General features: G+C 70.6%; 14 protein-coding genes. 8 read left to right on the forward strand and 6 right to left on the reverse strand.

Features of this window, described 5'->3' with window-relative positions; all coding sequences use genetic code 11:
* Window positions 1-48 precede the first annotated feature (48 nt).
* The 4 genes from NW895_RS13350 (at window position 49) to mshC (ending at window position 3,553) form a co-directional block, all read left to right on the forward strand.
* Window positions 49-735: a histidine phosphatase family protein gene (locus NW895_RS13350; RefSeq protein ID WP_289935696.1), complete on the forward strand. Its 687-nt coding sequence runs from the start codon at window positions 49-51 to the stop codon at window positions 733-735.
* Between the two features lie 87 nt (window positions 736-822).
* Window positions 823-1,413 (forward strand): DUF3090 domain-containing protein, encoded by a 591-nt coding sequence (locus NW895_RS13355; RefSeq protein ID WP_289935697.1) that lies wholly within the window; start codon window positions 823-825, stop codon window positions 1,411-1,413.
* Complete coding sequence (locus tag NW895_RS13360) at window positions 1,377-2,207, forward strand: SCO1664 family protein (RefSeq protein WP_289935698.1); 831 nt, start codon at window positions 1,377-1,379, stop codon at window positions 2,205-2,207. The genes NW895_RS13355 and NW895_RS13360 overlap by 37 nt, the downstream gene beginning before the upstream one ends.
* Before the next feature lie 116 nt (window positions 2,208-2,323).
* On the forward strand, window positions 2,324-3,553 hold the full coding sequence (gene mshC, locus NW895_RS13365; protein WP_289935700.1) for a cysteine--1-D-myo-inosityl 2-amino-2-deoxy-alpha-D-glucopyranoside ligase: 1,230 nt from the start codon (window positions 2,324-2,326) through the stop codon (window positions 3,551-3,553).
* A gap of 135 nt (window positions 3,554-3,688) precedes the next feature.
* On the opposite strand, the gene NW895_RS13370 is transcribed toward mshC, so the two are convergent.
* Together NW895_RS13370 and NW895_RS13375 are read right to left on the reverse strand one after the other, a co-directional pair.
* Entirely contained in the window at window positions 3,689-4,663 is a 975-nt protein-coding gene (locus tag NW895_RS13370; RefSeq protein ID WP_289935701.1) for a PAC2 family protein, read from the reverse strand.
* Window positions 4,664-4,817: 154 nt separating this feature from the next.
* The gene (locus tag NW895_RS13375; protein ID WP_289935702.1) at window positions 4,818-5,489 is read right to left on the reverse strand and encodes a FadR/GntR family transcriptional regulator; all 672 of its coding nucleotides are present in this window, start codon (window positions 5,487-5,489) and stop codon (window positions 4,818-4,820) included.
* A gap of 156 nt (window positions 5,490-5,645) precedes the next feature.
* Between NW895_RS13375 and NW895_RS13380 the strand changes: the two genes are divergently transcribed.
* Window positions 5,646-5,978 carry a metalloregulator ArsR/SmtB family transcription factor gene (locus NW895_RS13380; protein ID WP_289935703.1) on the forward strand — a complete coding sequence of 111 codons (333 nt, stop codon included), beginning with the start codon at window positions 5,646-5,648 and terminating at the stop codon, window positions 5,976-5,978.
* A gap of 141 nt (window positions 5,979-6,119) precedes the next feature.
* Window positions 6,120-7,007, forward strand: coding sequence for a TIGR03620 family F420-dependent LLM class oxidoreductase (locus NW895_RS13385; protein ID WP_289935704.1), 888 nt, complete (start codon window positions 6,120-6,122; stop codon window positions 7,005-7,007).
* 112 nt (window positions 7,008-7,119) lie between these two features.
* On the opposite strand, the gene NW895_RS13390 is transcribed toward NW895_RS13385, so the two are convergent.
* The 4 genes from NW895_RS13390 to NW895_RS13405 form a co-directional block, all read right to left on the reverse strand.
* Window positions 7,120-8,736 carry a glycerol-3-phosphate dehydrogenase/oxidase gene (locus NW895_RS13390; RefSeq protein ID WP_289935705.1) on the reverse strand — a complete coding sequence of 539 codons (1,617 nt, stop codon included), beginning with the start codon at window positions 8,734-8,736 and terminating at the stop codon, window positions 7,120-7,122.
* Between the two features lie 8 nt (window positions 8,737-8,744).
* Window positions 8,745-10,283 carry a glycerol kinase GlpK gene (gene glpK, locus NW895_RS13395; RefSeq protein WP_289935706.1) on the reverse strand — a complete coding sequence of 513 codons (1,539 nt, stop codon included), beginning with the start codon at window positions 10,281-10,283 and terminating at the stop codon, window positions 8,745-8,747.
* A gap of 119 nt (window positions 10,284-10,402) precedes the next feature.
* Window positions 10,403-11,197 carry an MIP/aquaporin family protein gene (locus NW895_RS13400; RefSeq protein ID WP_289935707.1) on the reverse strand — a complete coding sequence of 265 codons (795 nt, stop codon included), beginning with the start codon at window positions 11,195-11,197 and terminating at the stop codon, window positions 10,403-10,405.
* 385 nt (window positions 11,198-11,582) lie between these two features.
* Window positions 11,583-12,347: an IclR family transcriptional regulator gene (locus tag NW895_RS13405; RefSeq protein ID WP_289935708.1), complete on the reverse strand. Its 765-nt coding sequence runs from the start codon at window positions 12,345-12,347 to the stop codon at window positions 11,583-11,585.
* A gap of 283 nt (window positions 12,348-12,630) precedes the next feature.
* Between NW895_RS13405 and metH the strand changes: the two genes are divergently transcribed.
* On the forward strand, window positions 12,631-16,143 hold the full coding sequence (gene metH / locus NW895_RS13410) for a methionine synthase (RefSeq protein ID WP_289935709.1): 3,513 nt from the start codon (window positions 12,631-12,633) through the stop codon (window positions 16,141-16,143).
* Between the two features lie 178 nt (window positions 16,144-16,321).
* On the forward strand, window positions 16,322-17,017 hold the full coding sequence (locus NW895_RS13415; RefSeq protein ID WP_289935710.1) for an HAD family phosphatase: 696 nt from the start codon (window positions 16,322-16,324) through the stop codon (window positions 17,015-17,017).
* Window positions 17,018-17,198 lie beyond the last annotated feature (181 nt).

Here is a 17,198-nt window from a genome sequence, read left to right on the forward strand (position 1 = left end):
CTTCGCCCGCACGCCACCGCACCGCACGGTACGCCTACGCTGGGCCGCATGCCCACGCTGATCCTGGTCCGGCACGGACGTTCCACCGCCAACACCGAGGGACTGCTCGCCGGCTGGACGCCCGGCGTCGCACTCGACGAGCGCGGGGCCGCGCAGGCCGCCGCGCTCCCCGGGCGGCTCGCCGCCCTGCCGCTCTCCGAGATCGTCACCAGCCCGCTGCAGCGCTGCCGGGAGACCGTCCGGCCGCTGCTCGATGCCAGGCCGGAGCTCACCGCCCACACCGACGAGCGGATCGGGGAGTGCCACTACGGCGACTGGTCCGGGCGCAAGCTCGCCGAACTCAACGACGAGCCGCTGATGGAGGTCGTCCAGGCGCACCCCTCCGCGGCGGCGTTCCCCGGCGGCGAGTCGATGCGGGCGATGCAGACGCGGGCCGCCGAAGCGGTGCGCGAGTGGAACGCGCGCGTGGAGCGCGACCACGGAGCCGACGCGGTGTACCTCATGTGCTCGCACGGCGACATCATCAAGTCTCTGGTCGCGGACGCACTCGGACTTCATCTCGACCTCTTCCAGCGGATTTCCGTTGAACCGTGTTCCATCACCGCGATCCGCTACACCCGGCTGCGACCGTTTCTCGTCCGCCTCGGCGACACCGGCGACTTCGCGTCCCTGGTGCCGCGCGAGGAACCGCCGGGCGACGATGCCCCGGTGGGGGGTGGTGCGGGCGCACCGTGATCGTCGGCCGCAGTAGGGTGAAGCGGTCGCAGCAGTGCCGCACTCCCCACGATCGCCGTACACCCACGATTCCAATGGAGACAGGACGTGTCCCGTCAGGTGTTCCTCTACGACCAACCGGACCGCTTCGTGGCCGGTACGGTCGGACTGCCCGGGCGCCGTACGTTCTTCCTCCAGGCCTCCGCCGGCTCCCGGGTGACCAGCGTGGCCCTGGAGAAGACCCAGGTCGCCGCGCTCGCCGAACGCATGGACGAGCTTCTGGACGAGGTCGTACGCCGTAGCGGCGGCAGCGCGTCCGTCCCCGCCATGGCGCCGACCGAGATCACCGACACCGCCCCGCTGGACACCCCCATCGAGGAGGAGTTCCGGGTCGGCACCATGGCGCTGGCCTGGGACGGCGAGGAACAGCGCATGATCGTCGAGGCGCAGGCCCTCGTGGAGCTCGACGCCGACTCCGAGGAGGAACTCGCCGAGGCCGAGGAGCGGCTGCTGCAGGACGAGGAGAACGGCCCCCCGATGCTGCGGGTCCGGCTCACCGGCGCGCAGGCGAGGGCCTTCGCCAAACGCGCCCTCGACGTCGTCAACGCCGGGCGGCCGCCGTGCCCGCTGTGCAGCCTCCCGCTCGACCCGGAAGGACACGTATGTCCGCGCCAGAACGGATACCGCCGCGGAGCGTGACGACCGACCCGGCGGCCGTCGAACTGCTCGCCCGGGGTGAGCTCACCGTGCGCGGCCGCATCCGTGAGGCGTCCAACGCCGCGCTGTACTGCACGGTGGCGTACGACGGCCGCGAGGCAGCCTGCGTCTACAAGCCGGTCGCCGGCGAGAGACCCCTGTGGGACTTCCCCGACGGCACGCTCGCCCAGCGCGAGGTCGCGGCGTACGAGGTCTCCGAGGTGACCGGCTGGGGGCTCGTGCCGCCCACCGTGCTGCGGGAGGGGCCGTACGGGGAGGGCATGTGCCAGCTGTGGATCGAGCCGGTGCCGGGCGCGGAACTGCTCGCCCTGGTGGACGGTGAGGAACCCGAGCCGGGCTGGAAGGCGATCGGGTTCGCCGAGGTGGGGGAGGGGCGGACCGCGCTGCTCGTGCACGCCGACGACCAGCGGCTGCGGCGGCTGGCCGTCCTAGACGCGGTGATCAACAACGCCGACCGCAAGGGCGGCCATCTCCTGCCCGCCGGTGAGGGACGGCTGTACGGCATCGACCACGGGGTGACCTTCAACGTCGAGAACAAGCTGCGCACCCTGCTGTGGGGGTGGGCGGGAGAGCCCCTCACCGCAGAGGCCGTGACGGTGCTCGGTGTCCTGAGGGAGGCGCTCAAGGAAGGCGGGGCGCTGGCCGTACGGCTGGCCGGGCTGATCACCGCCGCCGAGGTGGAGGCCACACGCGCGCGCGTGGAGACGTTGCTGGAGTCCGGGGCACACCCCGAGCCGAGCGGCGAGTGGCCGGCGATTCCCTGGCCGCCGGTATAAGGGCCTGTTGCGAAAGTCCTAGCAGCACACCGGCCGGTATCGCGCAAGAACGCCTTACCGGCCATCCGGCCCGGTCCGGTTCGGTTACGGAACATCCGTCCGGTTAGGCTCATGACATGCATGCCTGGCCCGCTTCCGAGGTCCCCGCCCTGCCTGGTCAGGGCCGCGACCTGAGGATCCACGACACCGCGACCGGCGGCCTCGTCACCCTCGACCCCGGTCCCGTCGCCCGAATGTACGTCTGCGGCATCACGCCGTACGACGCCACCCACATGGGGCACGCGGCGACCTACAACGCGTTCGACCTCGTGCAGCGCGTGTGGCTCGACACCAAGCGGCAGGTTCACTACGTCCAGAACGTCACCGACGTCGACGACCCGCTCCTGGAGCGGGCGCAGCGGGACGGCCTCGACTGGGCCGCCCTCGCCGAGAAGGAGACGACCCTCTTCCGCGAGGACATGACGGCCCTGCGGATGCTGCCGCCGCAGCACTACATAGGCGCGGTCGAGGCGATACCCGGGATCGTGCCCCTGGTCGAGCGGCTGCGCGACGCCGGTGCCGCGTACGAACTCGAAGGGGACGTCTACTTCTCCGTCGAGTCCGACCCGCACTTCGGCAAGGTCTCGAACCTCGACGCCGCCGCGATGCGGCTGCTGTCCGCCGAGCGCGGCGGCGACCCGGACCGGCCCGGGAAGAAGAACCCGCTCGACCCGATGCTGTGGATGGCAGCCCGCGACGGCGAGCCCAGCTGGGACGGCGGATCGCTCGGACGCGGCCGGCCCGGCTGGCACATCGAGTGCGTCGCCATCGCCCTCGACCACCTCGGCATGGGCTTCGACGTCCAGGGTGGCGGCTCCGACCTCGCCTTCCCCCACCACGAGATGGGCGCCTCCCACGCCCAGGCGCTGACCGGCGAGTTCCCCATGGCCAAGGCGTACGTCCACGCGGGCATGGTCGCCCTCGACGGCGAGAAGATGTCCAAGTCCAAGGGCAACCTGGTCTTCGTGTCCCAGCTCAGGCGCGACGGCGTCGACCCCCTCGCCATCCGGCTCGCGCTGCTCGCCCACCACTACCGCTCCGACTGGGAGTGGACCGACCAGGTGCTCCAGGACGCCGTCGCACGGCTCGACCGGTGGCGCGCCGCCGTCTCCCGGCCCGACGGCCCGCCCGCCGATGCGCTCGTCGAGGAGATCCGCGAGGCCCTCGCGAACGACCTGGACGCCCCGGCCGCGCTCACCGCGGTCGACCGCTGGGCCGCGCTCCAGCAGGAGGGCGGCGGTACGGACCCGGGCGCGCCCGGTGTCGTGTCGCGTGCCGTGGACGCGTTGCTGGGTGTCGCCCTGTAGGGCAGGGGAAAGCGACAAGGGGGCCTCCGCGGTCGTGCCCGCGGAGGCCCCCTGCCCTGTGCGGTGGGCCGGCGGCGTAAGGGGCCCTCGGCGTGCGGCACCAAAGGGGCGCCGCGCTCGCCGTTGCTGCCGGACTCAGTCCTCCGACGAATCCTCGTCGTCCGCGCCCGCCTTCGGCGGCTTCGGCGGCCGCGTACGACCGCTGGGGTTGTCCCGCAGATACGACGTGCCGTCGCCGCCCTCGGAAGCGAGCCCGCCGGGCGGGCCGCCGCCGTCCCGGCGCCGCAGATACCGCTCGAACTCGCGGGCGATCGCCTCACCCGACGCTTCCGGCAGCTCGGCGGTGTCCCGCGCCTCCTCCAGCGTCTGGACGTACTCGGCGACCTCGCTGTCCTCGGCGGCCAGCTGGTCCACGCCCACCTGCCAGGCGCGCGCGTCCTCGGGCAGCTCGCCCAGCGGGATGCGTACGTCGATCAGGTCCTCCAGGCGGTTGAGGAGGGCCAGCGTCGCCTTCGGGTTCGGCGGCTGCGACACGTAGTGCGGCACCGCGGCCCACAGCGACACGGCCGGGACACCGGCGTGCGTGCAGGCCTCCTGGAGGACGCCGACGATGCCCGTGGGACCCTCGTACTTGGTCTCCTCCAGGTCCATACGCCGGGCCAGGTCGGGGTCCGACGTGGTCCCGCTGATCGGGACCGGACGTGTGTGCGGGGTGTCGCCGAGCAGGGCGCCCAGGATGACCACCAGTTCGACGCCCAGCTCGTGGGCGAAGCCGAGGAGCTCGTTGCAGAACGAGCGCCAGCGCATCGACGGCTCGATACCCCGGACGAGTACGAGATCACGCGGCTTCTCGCCGCCGACCCGCACGACCGAGAGACGGGTCGTCGGCCACGTGATCTTCCGTACCCCGCCGTCCATGAACACCGTGGGGCGGTTCACCTGGAAGTCGTAGTAGTCCTCGGCGTCCAGCGCCGCGAACACCTCGCCCTTCCATTCCCTGTCCAGATGCGCGACCGCGGTGGAGGCGGCGTCGCCGGCATCGTTCCAGCCCTCGAACGCGGCCACCATGACCGGGTCGATCAGCTCGGGAACCCCCTCGAGCTCGATCACCCAGTGCCTCCTTCCGACGTGCCCTCGCTTGACGTCCCAACCTTACGGCGTGCCGCGGGGGCGTCCGCAGCCCCCTCGCAGGGGCGGTGCCCCCATCACTGCCCCGACAGCCACCCGGGAACACACCCGAGTCATCGGAGCCGCAGCCGGTGGCTCACAGGGTGGACCGCAGCCACTGCTCCACGCTCGCGATGTGCACGGTCGCCCACGACCGCGCCGCCTCCGCGTCCCGGTCGCGCAGGGCGGCCAGGATCGCCCGGTGCTCGCGCAGGGTGCGCCCGATGGCGTCCTCCTGGGTCAGGCCGCGCCAGATGCGGGCCCGGGTGGTGGGGCCCGACAGCCCGTCAAGCAGGGAACACAGCACGGAGTTGCCGGAACTCTGCACGATGCCCCGATGGAAGTCCAGGTCGCAGGCGACCAGGTCCTCCACGGACGGGGCGTCGCCGAGCTTGTCCAACTGGGCCGACAGGGCATCCAGTTGCTGCTCGCTGATGCGCAGGGCGGCCATCGCGGTGGCGGCCGGCTCCAGGATGCGGCGCACCGCGAGGAACTCCAGGACGGTGTCGTCGCGGTGGAAGTCGACGACGAAGCTCAGCGCCTCCAGCAGGAGCTGCGGGTCGAGGCTGGTGACATAGGTGCCGTCCCCCTGCCGTACGTCCAGGATCCGGATCAGCGACAGGGCGCGAACGGCCTCCCGCAGGGAGTTGCGGGACAGTCCGAGCTCGGCGGCGAGCTCGCTCTCCTTGGGCAGCCGGTCGCCGGGGCGCAGCGCGCCGGAGACGATCATCCCCTTGATCTTCTCGATCGCCTCATCGGTGACTGCCATGGCCGGCCTCCCTGTTGTCCGGGAATGTCGTTCGGGAATGTCGTTCGGAACCTCGTACAGGGCCTCGTTCAGACATCCGATGTCCTGCCATTATGCGGGCTCAGCGCCCTGAGCGGGCCCCGAAGGTCCAGCTGGGGCCGCCTATACTCCGGACCCATGGCGGAAGCTGTGACCTCCCCGGATCCCGAACTGGTCGGCGCGTTGCGCGCGCTGGCCAATCCGATGCGGTTGCAGCTGCTGCTGTGGCTGCGCGAGCCCGAGCGGCACTTTCCCATGGACGGGGCGATCGCCGACCCGGCGGAGGTGGGCGTGTGCGTGAGCCATATCCAGGCCAAGGCGGGGCTCGCCCAGTCGACGGTCTCGGCGTACATGGCCGAGCTGCAGCGGGCGGGGCTGGTGCGGGCGACGCGGGTGGGCAAGTGGACCCACTACAAACGGGACGAGGCGCGTATCGCCCGGCTTGTCGCCGAGCTGGGGCAGACGCTCTAGGGTCACCGGACCGATCGGAAACAGTCATACCCGGGTGCCCGTTGGACTTCATATCGAAGATCTGCGATATTTCGATTCGATGGGGGTCGCGCCGGGCACGGTGCGGCACGGGAGCACGCTCACGGGTACGAGGAGGGGTTCATGGGCGCCATCGACGGCCTGGAGCTCGGAACGTTCGGCATCTACACCTTCGACTTCGAGCACCAGCCGGCGGCGCGGATGCGCGAGTCGGTCCAGGAGCTGGAAGAGCGGGGGTGGCGGGCGGTGTGGTTCCCCGAAGTCGGCGGGCGTGAGGCGCTGACCCAGGCCGGTTACCTGCTCGCCTGCACCGAGCGGCTGCACGTCGTCAACGGCATCGCGCAGATCTGGTCGCGGGAGGCCCGCTGGACGCACGGCGCGAGCCTGCTCCTCGCCGACGCCTACCCGGACCGGCACGTGCTCGGTCTCGGGTTCGGCGGCCTCGCACGGCCGGGAGTCAAGCCGCTGGCCGCCATGGCCGCCTACCTGGACGAACTGGACGCGCTCCAGGCTTCGGGCCCCGCGCCGGAGGCACCGGTACGCCGCATCCTGGCCGCGTACGGGCCGAAGATGCTCGCCCTGGCCCGGGACCGCTCGGCGGGCGCCCACACCTACCACGTCAATGTCGCCCACACCGCGCAGGCGCGGGAGATCCTGGGGCCGGACGCCTTCCTCGGTGTCGAACAGCCGGTGCTCTTCGAGTCCGACCCGGGCAAGGCCCGGGCGATCGCCCGCGAACATCTCGCCCCGTACCTCGACACCCCGTACAACATCGCCAAGTTCCGGCGGCTGGGCTACTCGGACGAGGAGATCGCGGACGGCGGCAGCGACCGCCTCGTCGACGACCTCGTGTTCTGGGGCGATCCGGACACCGTCATCGGCAAGCTCCACGCCCATGTCGAGGCCGGCGCCGACCATGTCGCCGTGCAGGTGCTCGGCGTCGAGCCGGGCGGATCCTCCATGCCGTACTGGCGGCTGCTCGGGGACGCCCTGCCGGACGGCAGGGGCTGAGTCCGCGCGCCCGGACGCGGGCGAGGGGCGGCTCCATCGGCGGGAGCCGCCCCTCGCGGTACCGGCCCCCGAAGCGGCAGAGAGGGCCGTGTACCTCTGTACTGCCCGACGGCTACTTCTTGTCGAGCAGGTCCTGGACCTTCGCCCGGACGTCGTCCGTGTCCAGGCCGCGGATGGTCAGCGTCGTACGGCGGCGCAGCACGTCGTCCTGCGTCTCGGCCCACTCGTTGTCCCGGGCCCAGACGACCTGTGCCCAGATCTCCGGGGCGTCCGGGTGGACGCGCTCGCCGAGCTCCGGGTTGTCGTTGGCGAGGCGGGCGATGTCGAAGGCCAGCGAGCCGTAGTGGGTGGCCAGGTGCCGGGCCGTGTCGGCGGCCATGCGCGGGCCCGGCGCGGGGCGGTCGACGAGCAGGCGGTGGGCGACCGCGCGCGGGTTGGCGATGCCGGGCAGCGGCAGCTTCTTCGGCAGCGTGCTGATCGGCTCGAAGTCCTCGCCGAGCGGGTGGCCCGGCAGGGACTCCAGCTTCTGCATGACCGTACGGCCGATGTGGCGGAAGGTGGTCCACTTGCCGCCCGCGACGGACAGCATGCCGCCCTTGCCCTCGGTCACGACCGTCTCCCGCTTGGCCTTCGCCGTGTCGCCGGGACCGCCCGGCAGCACCCGCAGGCCGGCGAAGGCGTAGGTGATCAGGTCACGGCTGAGCTGCTGGTCACGGACGGAGAACGCGGCCTCGTCGAGGATCTGGGCTATGTCCCTGTCGTTGACCGCGACATCCGCCGGATCGCCCTCGTACTCCTCGTCGGTGGTGCCGAGCAGCAGCATGTCCTCCCAGGGGAGGGCGAAGGTGATGCGGTACTTGTCGATGGGGGTCGCCAGCGCCGCCTTCCACGGCGAGGTCCGCTTCAGGACCAGATGCGCGCCCTTCGACAGGCGGATGGACGGCGCGGCATTCGGGTCCTCCATGCGGCGCAGGTGGTCGACCCAGGGACCGGTGGCGTTCAGCACCAGCCGGGCGTTCACGCCGAACTCGTCACCGGACAGGCGGTCGCGCAGCTCGGCGCCGGTGACCCGGCCCTTGGTGAAGCGCAGGCCGGTGACCTCGGCATGGTTCAGGACGACCGCGCCCGCCTCGACGGCCGCGCGGACCGTCATCAGCGCCATGCGGGCGTCGTTCATCTGGTCGTCGCCGTACACGGCCACGGCCTTGAGGTTCTCGGTGCGCAGCTCGGGCACGTCCTGCGCGGCCTTCGCCGGGCTCAGCAGGTGCCCCACGCCGTCACCGAACGCGGAGAGCGCGGAGTAGGCGAAGACACCCGCTCCGAGCTTCGCGGCGCCGTGCGGCCCGCCCTTGTAGACGGGGAGGTAGAACGTGAGCGGGTTCGCCAGGTGGGGGGCCACCTGGCGGGAGACCGCACGGCGCTCGAAGTGGTTCTCCGCCACCAGCTTCACCGCGCCGGTCTGCAGATAGCGCAGACCGCCGTGGAGCAGCTTGGAGGAGGCGGAGGAGGTGGCACCGGCGAAGTCGCCGGCGTCGACCAGAGCCACCCTGAGGCCGGACTGCGCGGCGTGCCAGGCGGTGGAGATGCCCAGGATGCCGCCGCCGATCACGAGAAGGTCGTACGACGCCTTGGAGAGCTGCTCCCTGGTCTCGGCCCGGCTCGGGTTCGAGCCGTAGGCCGGGCGCGTCCCCAGGGCAGGCACGGACTGCAGGGTGGACTGACTGGTCATGCGGTTTCTTACTCCTCGTCCTCGAGCCAGCCCATGGTCCGCTCGACGGCCTTGAGCCAGTTCTTGTACTCACGGTCGCGGGTCTCCGCGTCCATGCGGGGGGTCCACTCGGCGGCCCGGCGCCAGTTGGCGCGCAGGTCGTCGGTGCTGGTCCAGAAGCCGACGGCGAGGCCGGCGGCGTAGGCGGCGCCGAGGCAGGTGGTCTCGGCGACCATCGGGCGCACCACCGGTGCGTCCAGGACGTCCGAGAGCGTCTGCATCAGCAGGTTGTTGGAGGTCATGCCGCCGTCGACCTTGAGGGTGGAGAGCTGGACGCCGGAGTCCTTCGTCATGGCGTCGGCGATCTCCCTGGTCTGCCAGGCGGTGGCCTCCAGGACGGCGCGCGCGAGGTGCGCCTTGGTGACGTACCGGGTCAGGCCGGCGATCACACCGCGGGCGTCGGAGCGCCAGTACGGGGCGAACAGGCCGGAGAAGGCCGGTACGAAGTACGCACCGCCGTTGTCCTCCACCGAGAGCGCCAGCGTCTCGATCTCGGCGGCGGTGGAGATCAGGCCCATCTGGTCGCGCATCCACTGCACCAGGGAGCCGGTGACGGCGATCGAGCCCTCCAGGGCGTAGACCGTGTCCTGGTCGCCGATCTTGTAACCGACGGTGGTCAGCAGCCCGCTGTACGAGTTGATGATCTTGTCACCGGTGTTCATCACCATGAAGGTGCCGGTACCGTACGTCGACTTGGTCTCCCCCTCGGAGAAGCAGGTCTGGCCGAACAGGGCCGCCTGCTGGTCGCCGAGCGCGGAGGCGACCGGGATGCCGCCGAGCAGGTCGCCCAGCTTGCCGCCCTTGATCTCGCCGTACACCTCGGCGGAGGAGCGGATCTCGGGGAGGATCTGCTTCGGCACGCCGATGGACTCGCAGATCTTCTCGTCCCACTCCATGGTGTGGAGGTTCATGAGCAGCGTGCGGGAGGCGTTGGTGACGTCCGTGACGTGCTTGCCGCCGTCGACACCGCCGGTCAGGTTCCAGATGACCCAGGTGTCCATGGTGCCGAAGAGGATGTCCCCGGCCTCGGCGCGCTCCTTCAGGCCGTCGACGTTGTCGAGCAGCCAGCGGGCCTTGGGGCCGGCGAAGTAGGAGGCGAGGGGAAGGCCGGTCTCGCGGCGGAAGCGGTCCTGGCCGACGTTGCGGCCGAGCTCCCGGCACAGGGCGTCGGTGCGGGTGTCCTGCCAGACGATGGCGTTGTGGACGGGCTCGCCGGTGTTCCTGTCCCACAGCACGGTGGTCTCGCGCTGGTTGGTGATGCCGATGGCCTTGATGTCGTCGCGGGTGATGCCGGCCTTCTCGATGGCCCCGGCGACGACCTCCTGGACGTTGGTCCAGATCTCGGTGGCGTTGTGCTCGACCCAGCCCGGCTTGGGGAAGATCTGCTCGTGCTCCTTCTGGTCGACGGAGACGATACGGCCGTCGCGGTCGAAGACGATGCAGCGGGACGAGGTGGTGCCCTGGTCGATGGCGGCGATGAAGGGGCCGGCGGTGTGGGCGTCGGTCACTGTGTGCTCCTGGGAAATCCGTGGTTATGGGCTTTACGTACGGCGCACGCTCAGAGTTTCGAAGTTCTGTAGCTCCATCGGGTGAAGCTCGGGGGCCACTCGATGGCTGCTCGTTGGCTCTAGGCGAAGGCGACGTTGTAGATGCCTGCGGCGATGGCGCCGCCGATCAGCGGACCGACCACCGGGATCCAGGCGTAGCCCCAGTCGGAGCCGCCCTTGTTGGGAAGGGGCAGCAGGGCGTGCACGATGCGCGGACCGAGGTCACGGGCCGGGTTGATCGCGTAGCCCGTCGGACCGCCGAGGGAGAGACCGATGGAGACCACGACCAGCGCGGTGACCAGGGCGCCCAGGGTGCCCAGGCCGTTGCCCTTGTCGTTCAGACCCTGGGTGAGGACGGCGAGCACCAGCACGATCGTGCCGATGATCTCCGTGGCCAGGTTCTGCCACACGACCCGGACCTCGGGGCCGGTGGAGAAGACGCCCAGGACCGGGCCGGCGCCCTTCTCCTGGGCCTCGACGGCCTTGGCCGCCGTGGCCTGCGCGCCCGGACCGCCGACGATCTCCTTGTCGGTGAGGTGGGCGTGGAACTGGCCGTAGTAGGCGATCCAGACCAGAGCCGCACCGATCATGGCGCCGAGGAGCTGCCCGGCGATGTACGTCGGAACGTTGCTCCAGTCGTTGTCCTTGATCGCCAACGCGACGGTCACCGCCGGGTTGAGGTGGGCGCCGGACAGCGGCGCCGAGGTGTAGACCGCCGTGAGTACTGCGAAGCCCCACCCGAAGGTGATGGCGAGCCAGCCGGCGTTGCGGGCCTTGGAGGCCTTGAGCGTTACGGCGGCGCAGACTCCGCCGCCCAGCAGGATGAGTATGGCGGTACCGATGGTCTCGCCGATGAAGATGTCGGAGCTGGACACCCGCGACTCCTTTGTCCTTCGTCCAGGGAAGCCGAACCCCGGGTCCCTCCGGGGGTTGCGGCGCCCTCGGGGGTGAGAGCGATGCCGGCCCTTGGCGTTGCCACACTCTAGCGCGTATTGCCGGTAGGTGTTCGACAATGCCGACCGATGGACGGGAGTCTTGTCCTGGCGTCGCACGTGCGTCAAGAGCTCTGTTATCGAATGCACGATCGTTATTGATCGATGTGGGGTATCGGTCTTTTCGGTTGGGACCTGTCGGGTTCGGAAGGGTGTCCCGGGGCGGCTCCGAGCCCCGTTCGGCACGGGGGGGCCGGGGCATGCCGAAGACCGGAACGCCGTACGACGTCCCGGTCTCGTGAGTGGGGGCGAGGCGGTGGGCGACCCCTCAGAAGCGCCCGGCGCCCAGGTCCCGCGACACCGCGCGGGCGCAGTCCCGTACCGCCGCGATCAGCTCGGGGCGCAGCTCGCCGCTGCGGCACAGCCGCTCCACGGCCCCGGTGATGCCGACCGCGCCGACCGGCATGCGCCGCCGGTCGTGGATCGGTGCGGCGATGGAGGCCACGCCCTCCCAGGTCTCCTCGACGTCGGCCGCGTAGCCCCGCGCGCGTGTGAGGTCGAGGATGTTCTCGAAGCCTTCCAGCTCACAGACGGTCCGGTCGGTGAACGCCTTGCGGTCGGCCTCGATGGCCTCGCTGTGCGCGACCGGGTCGTAGGCGGAGAGCACCTTGCCCAGGGCCGTGGAGTGCAGGGGCTGCATGGCCCCTATCTCCAGGACCTGACGGCTGTCGTCGGGCCGGAAGACGTGGTGCACGATCAGCACGCCCTGCTGGTGCAGGACGCCCAGGTAGACGCTCTCGCCACTGGACCGCGCCAGGTCGTCCGTCCACACCAGGGCGCGCGCCCGCAGCTCGTGCACATCGAGATAGGTGGTGCCCAGGCGCAGCAGCTCGGCGCCCAGCTGATAGCGCCCGGAGGTGTCGTCCTGCTCGACGAAGCCCTCCTGCTGGAGGGTGCGCAGGATGCCGTGGGCGGTGCCTTTGGCGAGGCCCAGCGACGAGGCGATGTCCGACAGGCCGAGCCGTCGCTCGCCACCCGCGAGCAGCCGCAGCATCGCGGCCGCCCGTTCGAGCGACTGGATGTTCCGTGCCATCGCCGTACTGCCTCCGTCCCCTTCGACCGTCGACGCGCGACGTCGTCTGCCGCTGTTCGGCAATGCCGAACACTACCGGTCGATGCCGACCCTTCGCTAATGGTCGGTCAGTACCTGTTGCGTCACTGGTATCCCGCACGGCGTCCGCGCGTCCTCGCCGTCCGCCCCGTGGACGCCCTGCCCATCCGACACGACTCCCGGTTAGGCTGGCGCGGTGCGCCCTCCCCGGGAATGCGGGGAAACCGCATAGCCGACAGCCGTCGCACGTACAGGGAGCCCCTTCATGGCCTCGTTGCCGCCGACCCCTTCCGCCGACAGCCGGACCCGTGCGTCCGCCCTCCGTGAGGCGCTCGCCACCCGAGTGGTGGTGGCCGACGGAGCGATGGGCACCATGCTCCAGGCGCAGGAGCCCACGCTGGAGGACTTCCAGAACCTTGAGGGCTGCAACGAGGTCCTCAACGTCACACGGCCGGACATCGTCCGCTCGGTGCACTCCGCGTACTACGACGCGGGCGTGGACTGCGTGGAGACCAACACCTTCGGTGCCAACCTCACCGCCCTCGGCGAGTACGACATCGCCGAGCGCATCGCCGAGCTGTCCGAGGCGGGTGCCCGGATCGCCCGCGAGGTGGCCGACGAGTTCACGCAAGCGACGGGCCGGCAGCGCTGGGTGCTCGGCTCGATGGGCCCCGGCACCAAGCTGCCCACCCTGGGTCACACCACCTTCACGGCGATTCGTGACGCCTACCAGCAGAACGCCGAGGGCCTGCTCGCGGGCGGCGCGGACGCCCTGCTCGTGGAGACCACGCAGGACCTGCTGCAGACCAAGGCCTCGGTCATCGCCGCCCGCCGGGCCATGCGGACCGCCGGCTACGACGTACCCCTCATCGTCTCCGTGACCGTCGAGACGACCGGCACCATGCTGCTCGGCTCCGAGATCGGTGCCGCCCTGACCGCGCTGGAGCCGCTCGGCATCGACATGATCGGCCTGAACTGCGCGACCGGCCCGGCCGAGATGAGCGAGCACCTGCGCTACCTCGCCCGCCACGCGCGCGTCCCGCTGTCCTGCATGCCGAACGCCGGCCTTCCGGTCCTGGGCAAGGACGGCGCCCACTACCCGCTCACCGCGCCCGAGCTGGCCGACGCTCAGGAGACCTTCGTCCAGGAGTACGGCCTGTCCCTGGTCGGCGGCTGCTGCGGCACCACCCCCGAGCACCTGCGCCAGGTCGTCGAGCGCGTCCGCGAGCTCGCCCCCGCCGAGCGGGACCCGCGTCCCGAGCCGGGAGCGGCGTCGCTGTACCAGTCGGTGCCCTTCCGCCAGGACACCTCCTACCTCGCCATCGGCGAGCGCACCAACGCCAACGGCTCCAAGAAGTTCCGCGAGGCCATGCTGGAGGGCCGCTGGGACGACTGCGTGGAGATGGCCCGGGAGCAGATCCGCGAGGGCGCGCACATGCTCGACCTGTGCGTGGACTACGTCGGCCGCGACGGCGTCGCCGACATGGAGGAGCTCGCCGGCCGCTTCGCCACCGCCTCCACCCTGCCGATCGTCCTGGACTCCACCGAGGTCGACGTCATCAAGGCCGGCCTGCAGAAGCTGGGCGGCCGCGCGGTCATCAACTCGGTGAACTACGAGGACGGCGACGGCCCCGAGTCACGGTTCGCGAAGGTCACCCAGCTCGCGCGGGAGCACGGCGCCGCCCTGATCGCGCTGACCATCGACGAGGAGGGCCAGGCCCGCACCGCCGAGAAGAAGGTCGAGATCGCCGAACGGCTGATCGCCGACCTGACCGGCAACTGGGGCATCCGTGAGGAGGACATCCTCATCGACTGCCTGACCTTCACCATCTGCACCGGTCAGGAGGAGTCCCGCAAGGACGGCATCGCCACCATCGAGGGGATCCGCGAACTGAAGCGGCGTCACCCGGACGTGCAGACCACGCTGGGCCTGTCGAACATCTCCTTCGGCCTCAACCCGGCCGCCCGCATCCTGCTCAACTCGGTCTTCCTGGACGAGTGCGTGAAGGCCGGCCTGGACTCGGCGATCGTGCACGCGAGCAAGATCCTGCCGATCGCCCGCTTCGACGACGAGCAGGTCAACACGGCCCTGGACCTCATCTACGACCGCCGCAGCGAGGGCTACGACCCCCTCCAGAAGCTCATGCAGCTCTTCGAGGGCGCGACCGCCAAGTCCCTGAAGGCCTCCAAGGCCGAGGAGCTGGCCGCCCTGCCGCTGGACGAGCGCCTCAAGCGCCGCATCATCGACGGCGAGCGCAACGGCCTGGAGGCCGACCTCGACGCGGCCCTGACGGAGCGGCCCGCCCTCGACATCGTCAACGAGACCCTCCTCGACGGCATGAAGGTGGTCGGCGAGCTGTTCGGTTCCGGCCAGATGCAGCTGCCGTTCGTGCTCCAGTCCGCCGAGGTGATGAAGTCGGCGGTGGCCTACCTGGAGCCGCACATGGAGAAGACGGACGAGGGCGGCAAGGGCACCATCGTGCTGGCCACCGTCCGCGGCGACGTGCACGACATCGGCAAGAACCTCGTCGACATCATCCTGTCCAACAACGGCTACAACGTCGTCAACCTCGGCATCAAGCAGCCGGTCTCCGCGATCCTGGAGGCCGCCGAGGAACACCGCGCCGACGTCATCGGCATGTCCGGGCTGCTGGTGAAGTCCACGGTGATCATGAAGGAGAACCTGGAGGAGCTCAACCAGCGCGGCCTCGCGACCTCCTACCCGGTCATCCTGGGCGGCGCCGCGCTCACCCGGGCGTACGTCGAACAGGACCTGCACGAGATCTACGAGGGCGAAGTCCGCTACGCCCGCGACGCCTTCGAGGGCCTGCGCCTGATGGACGCGCTGATCGGCATCAAGCGGGGCGTGCCCGGCGCGAAGCTGCCCGAGCTGAAGCAGCGCCGGGTCCGCGCGGCCACGGTGGAGGTCGAGGAGCGGCCCGAGACCGGACACGTCCGCTCCGACGTGGCCACCGACAACCCCGTCCCCGAGCCGCCGTTCTGGGGCACCCGGGTCGTCAAGGGCATCCAGCTCAAGGAGTACGCGAGCTGGCTGGACGAGGGCGCCCTGTTCAAGGGCCAGTGGGGCCTGAAGCAGGCCCGCACCGGCGAGGGACCGACGTACGAGGAGCTCGTCGAGACCGAGGGCCGGCCCCGGCTGCGCGGTCTGCTGGACCGGCTGCAGACCGAGAACCTGCTGGAGGCGGCCGTGGTCTACGGCTACTTCCCGTGCGTCTCCAAGGACGACGACCTGATCATCCTCGATGAGCAGGGCAACGAGCGCACCCGCTTCACCTTCCCGCGCCAGCGCCGCGGCCGGCGCCTGTGCCTGGCCGACTTCTTCCGCCCGGAGGAGTCGGGGGAGACGGACGTCGTCGGCCTGCAGGTCGTCACCGTCGGCTCGCGTATCGGCGAGGAGACCGCTCGGCTGTTCGAGTCCAACGCCTACCGGGACTACCTTGAGTTGCACGGCCTGTCCGTGCAGCTGGCCGAGGCGCTCGCCGAGTACTGGCACGCGCGCGTGCGCGCCGAACTCGGCTTCGCCGGGGAGGACCCGGACGAGATGCAGGGCATGTTCGAGCTGAAGTACCGCGGCGCCCGCTTCTCCCTCGGCTACGGCGCCTGCCCCGACCTGGAGGACCGCGCCAAGATCGCCGACCTGCTCCAGCCGGAGCGCATCGGCGTTCACCTGTCGGAGGAGTTCCAGCTGCACCCGGAGCAGTCCACGGACGCCATCGTGATCCACCACCCGGAGGCGAAGTACTTCAACGCCCGCTGACGCGCCACCGAGCCGCCCCTGGGCACACACGGGTGACCCCGCGCAGGTAACCCGTGTGCCCCGCGGCGCAGCAGCCAAACCAGGCGCTTCGCTCGCGCACGACGTACACTGGTCGATCCACCGCAGGCCGGTTCCCCACGTGGGAACCGGCCTGATCGTCCCTCAAGGAGGTACGTGGATGACCAGTACGGTCCCCGCTTCAGGAACCCGGACGGCCGAAGGCTCCGCCCTGCAAGCGGTGCTTCTCGACATGGACGGCACCCTGGTGGACACCGAAGGCTTCTGGTGGGACGTCGAGGTCGAGATCTTCGCCTCCCTCGGTCACACGCTCGACGACTCCTGGCGCCATGTCGTGGTCGGCGGCCCCATGACCCGCAGCGCGGGCTTCCTGATCGAGGCCACGGGCGCCGACATCACCCTCGCCGAGCTCACCGTCCTGCTCAACGAGGGCTTCGAGGACCGCATCGACCGCGCCCTGCCCCTGATGCCCGGAGCCACCCGGCTGCTGGCGGAGCTGTACGAGTACGAGATCCCCACCGCCCTGGTGTCCGCCTCGCACCGGCGCATCATCGACCGCGTGCTGGCCTCGCTCGGCCCCCACCACTTCACCCTGACGGTCGCGGGCGACGAGGTGCCCCGCACCAAGCCCCACCCCGATCCGTACCTGGCGGCCGCCGCCGGACTCGGCGCGGACCCGGTCAGATGCGCCGTCATCGAGGACACCGCGACCGGCATCGCGGCCGCAGAGGCGGCCGGCTGCCACGTCGTGGCGGTGCCGTCGGTGGCTCCCATCACCCCGGCCGACCGGCGCACCGTCGTGACCTCGCTCGAAGAGGTCGACTTGACATTTCTGCGCGGGTTGATGGCGCTCTGATGACGGAAATGCGCTGCGTGTTCACCGAGCGTGCAGCATCGATAGAGCGCGAATTCCCAGAACGCGTGTCCGAAGGAACGCAGGGGTCCGTCACGGGAATTCCACCCGCTCCGGATGGCCGAATTCCGGTACTGGGGAACCCCTGTGCAATGTGACGTTCCCCACGCGACAGGGGGTCGAC

Origin of the sequence: Streptomyces sp. S.PNR 29 (assembly GCF_030386795.1) — a bacterium.
Taxonomy (GTDB): Bacteria; Actinomycetota; Actinomycetes; order Streptomycetales; family Streptomycetaceae; genus Streptomyces.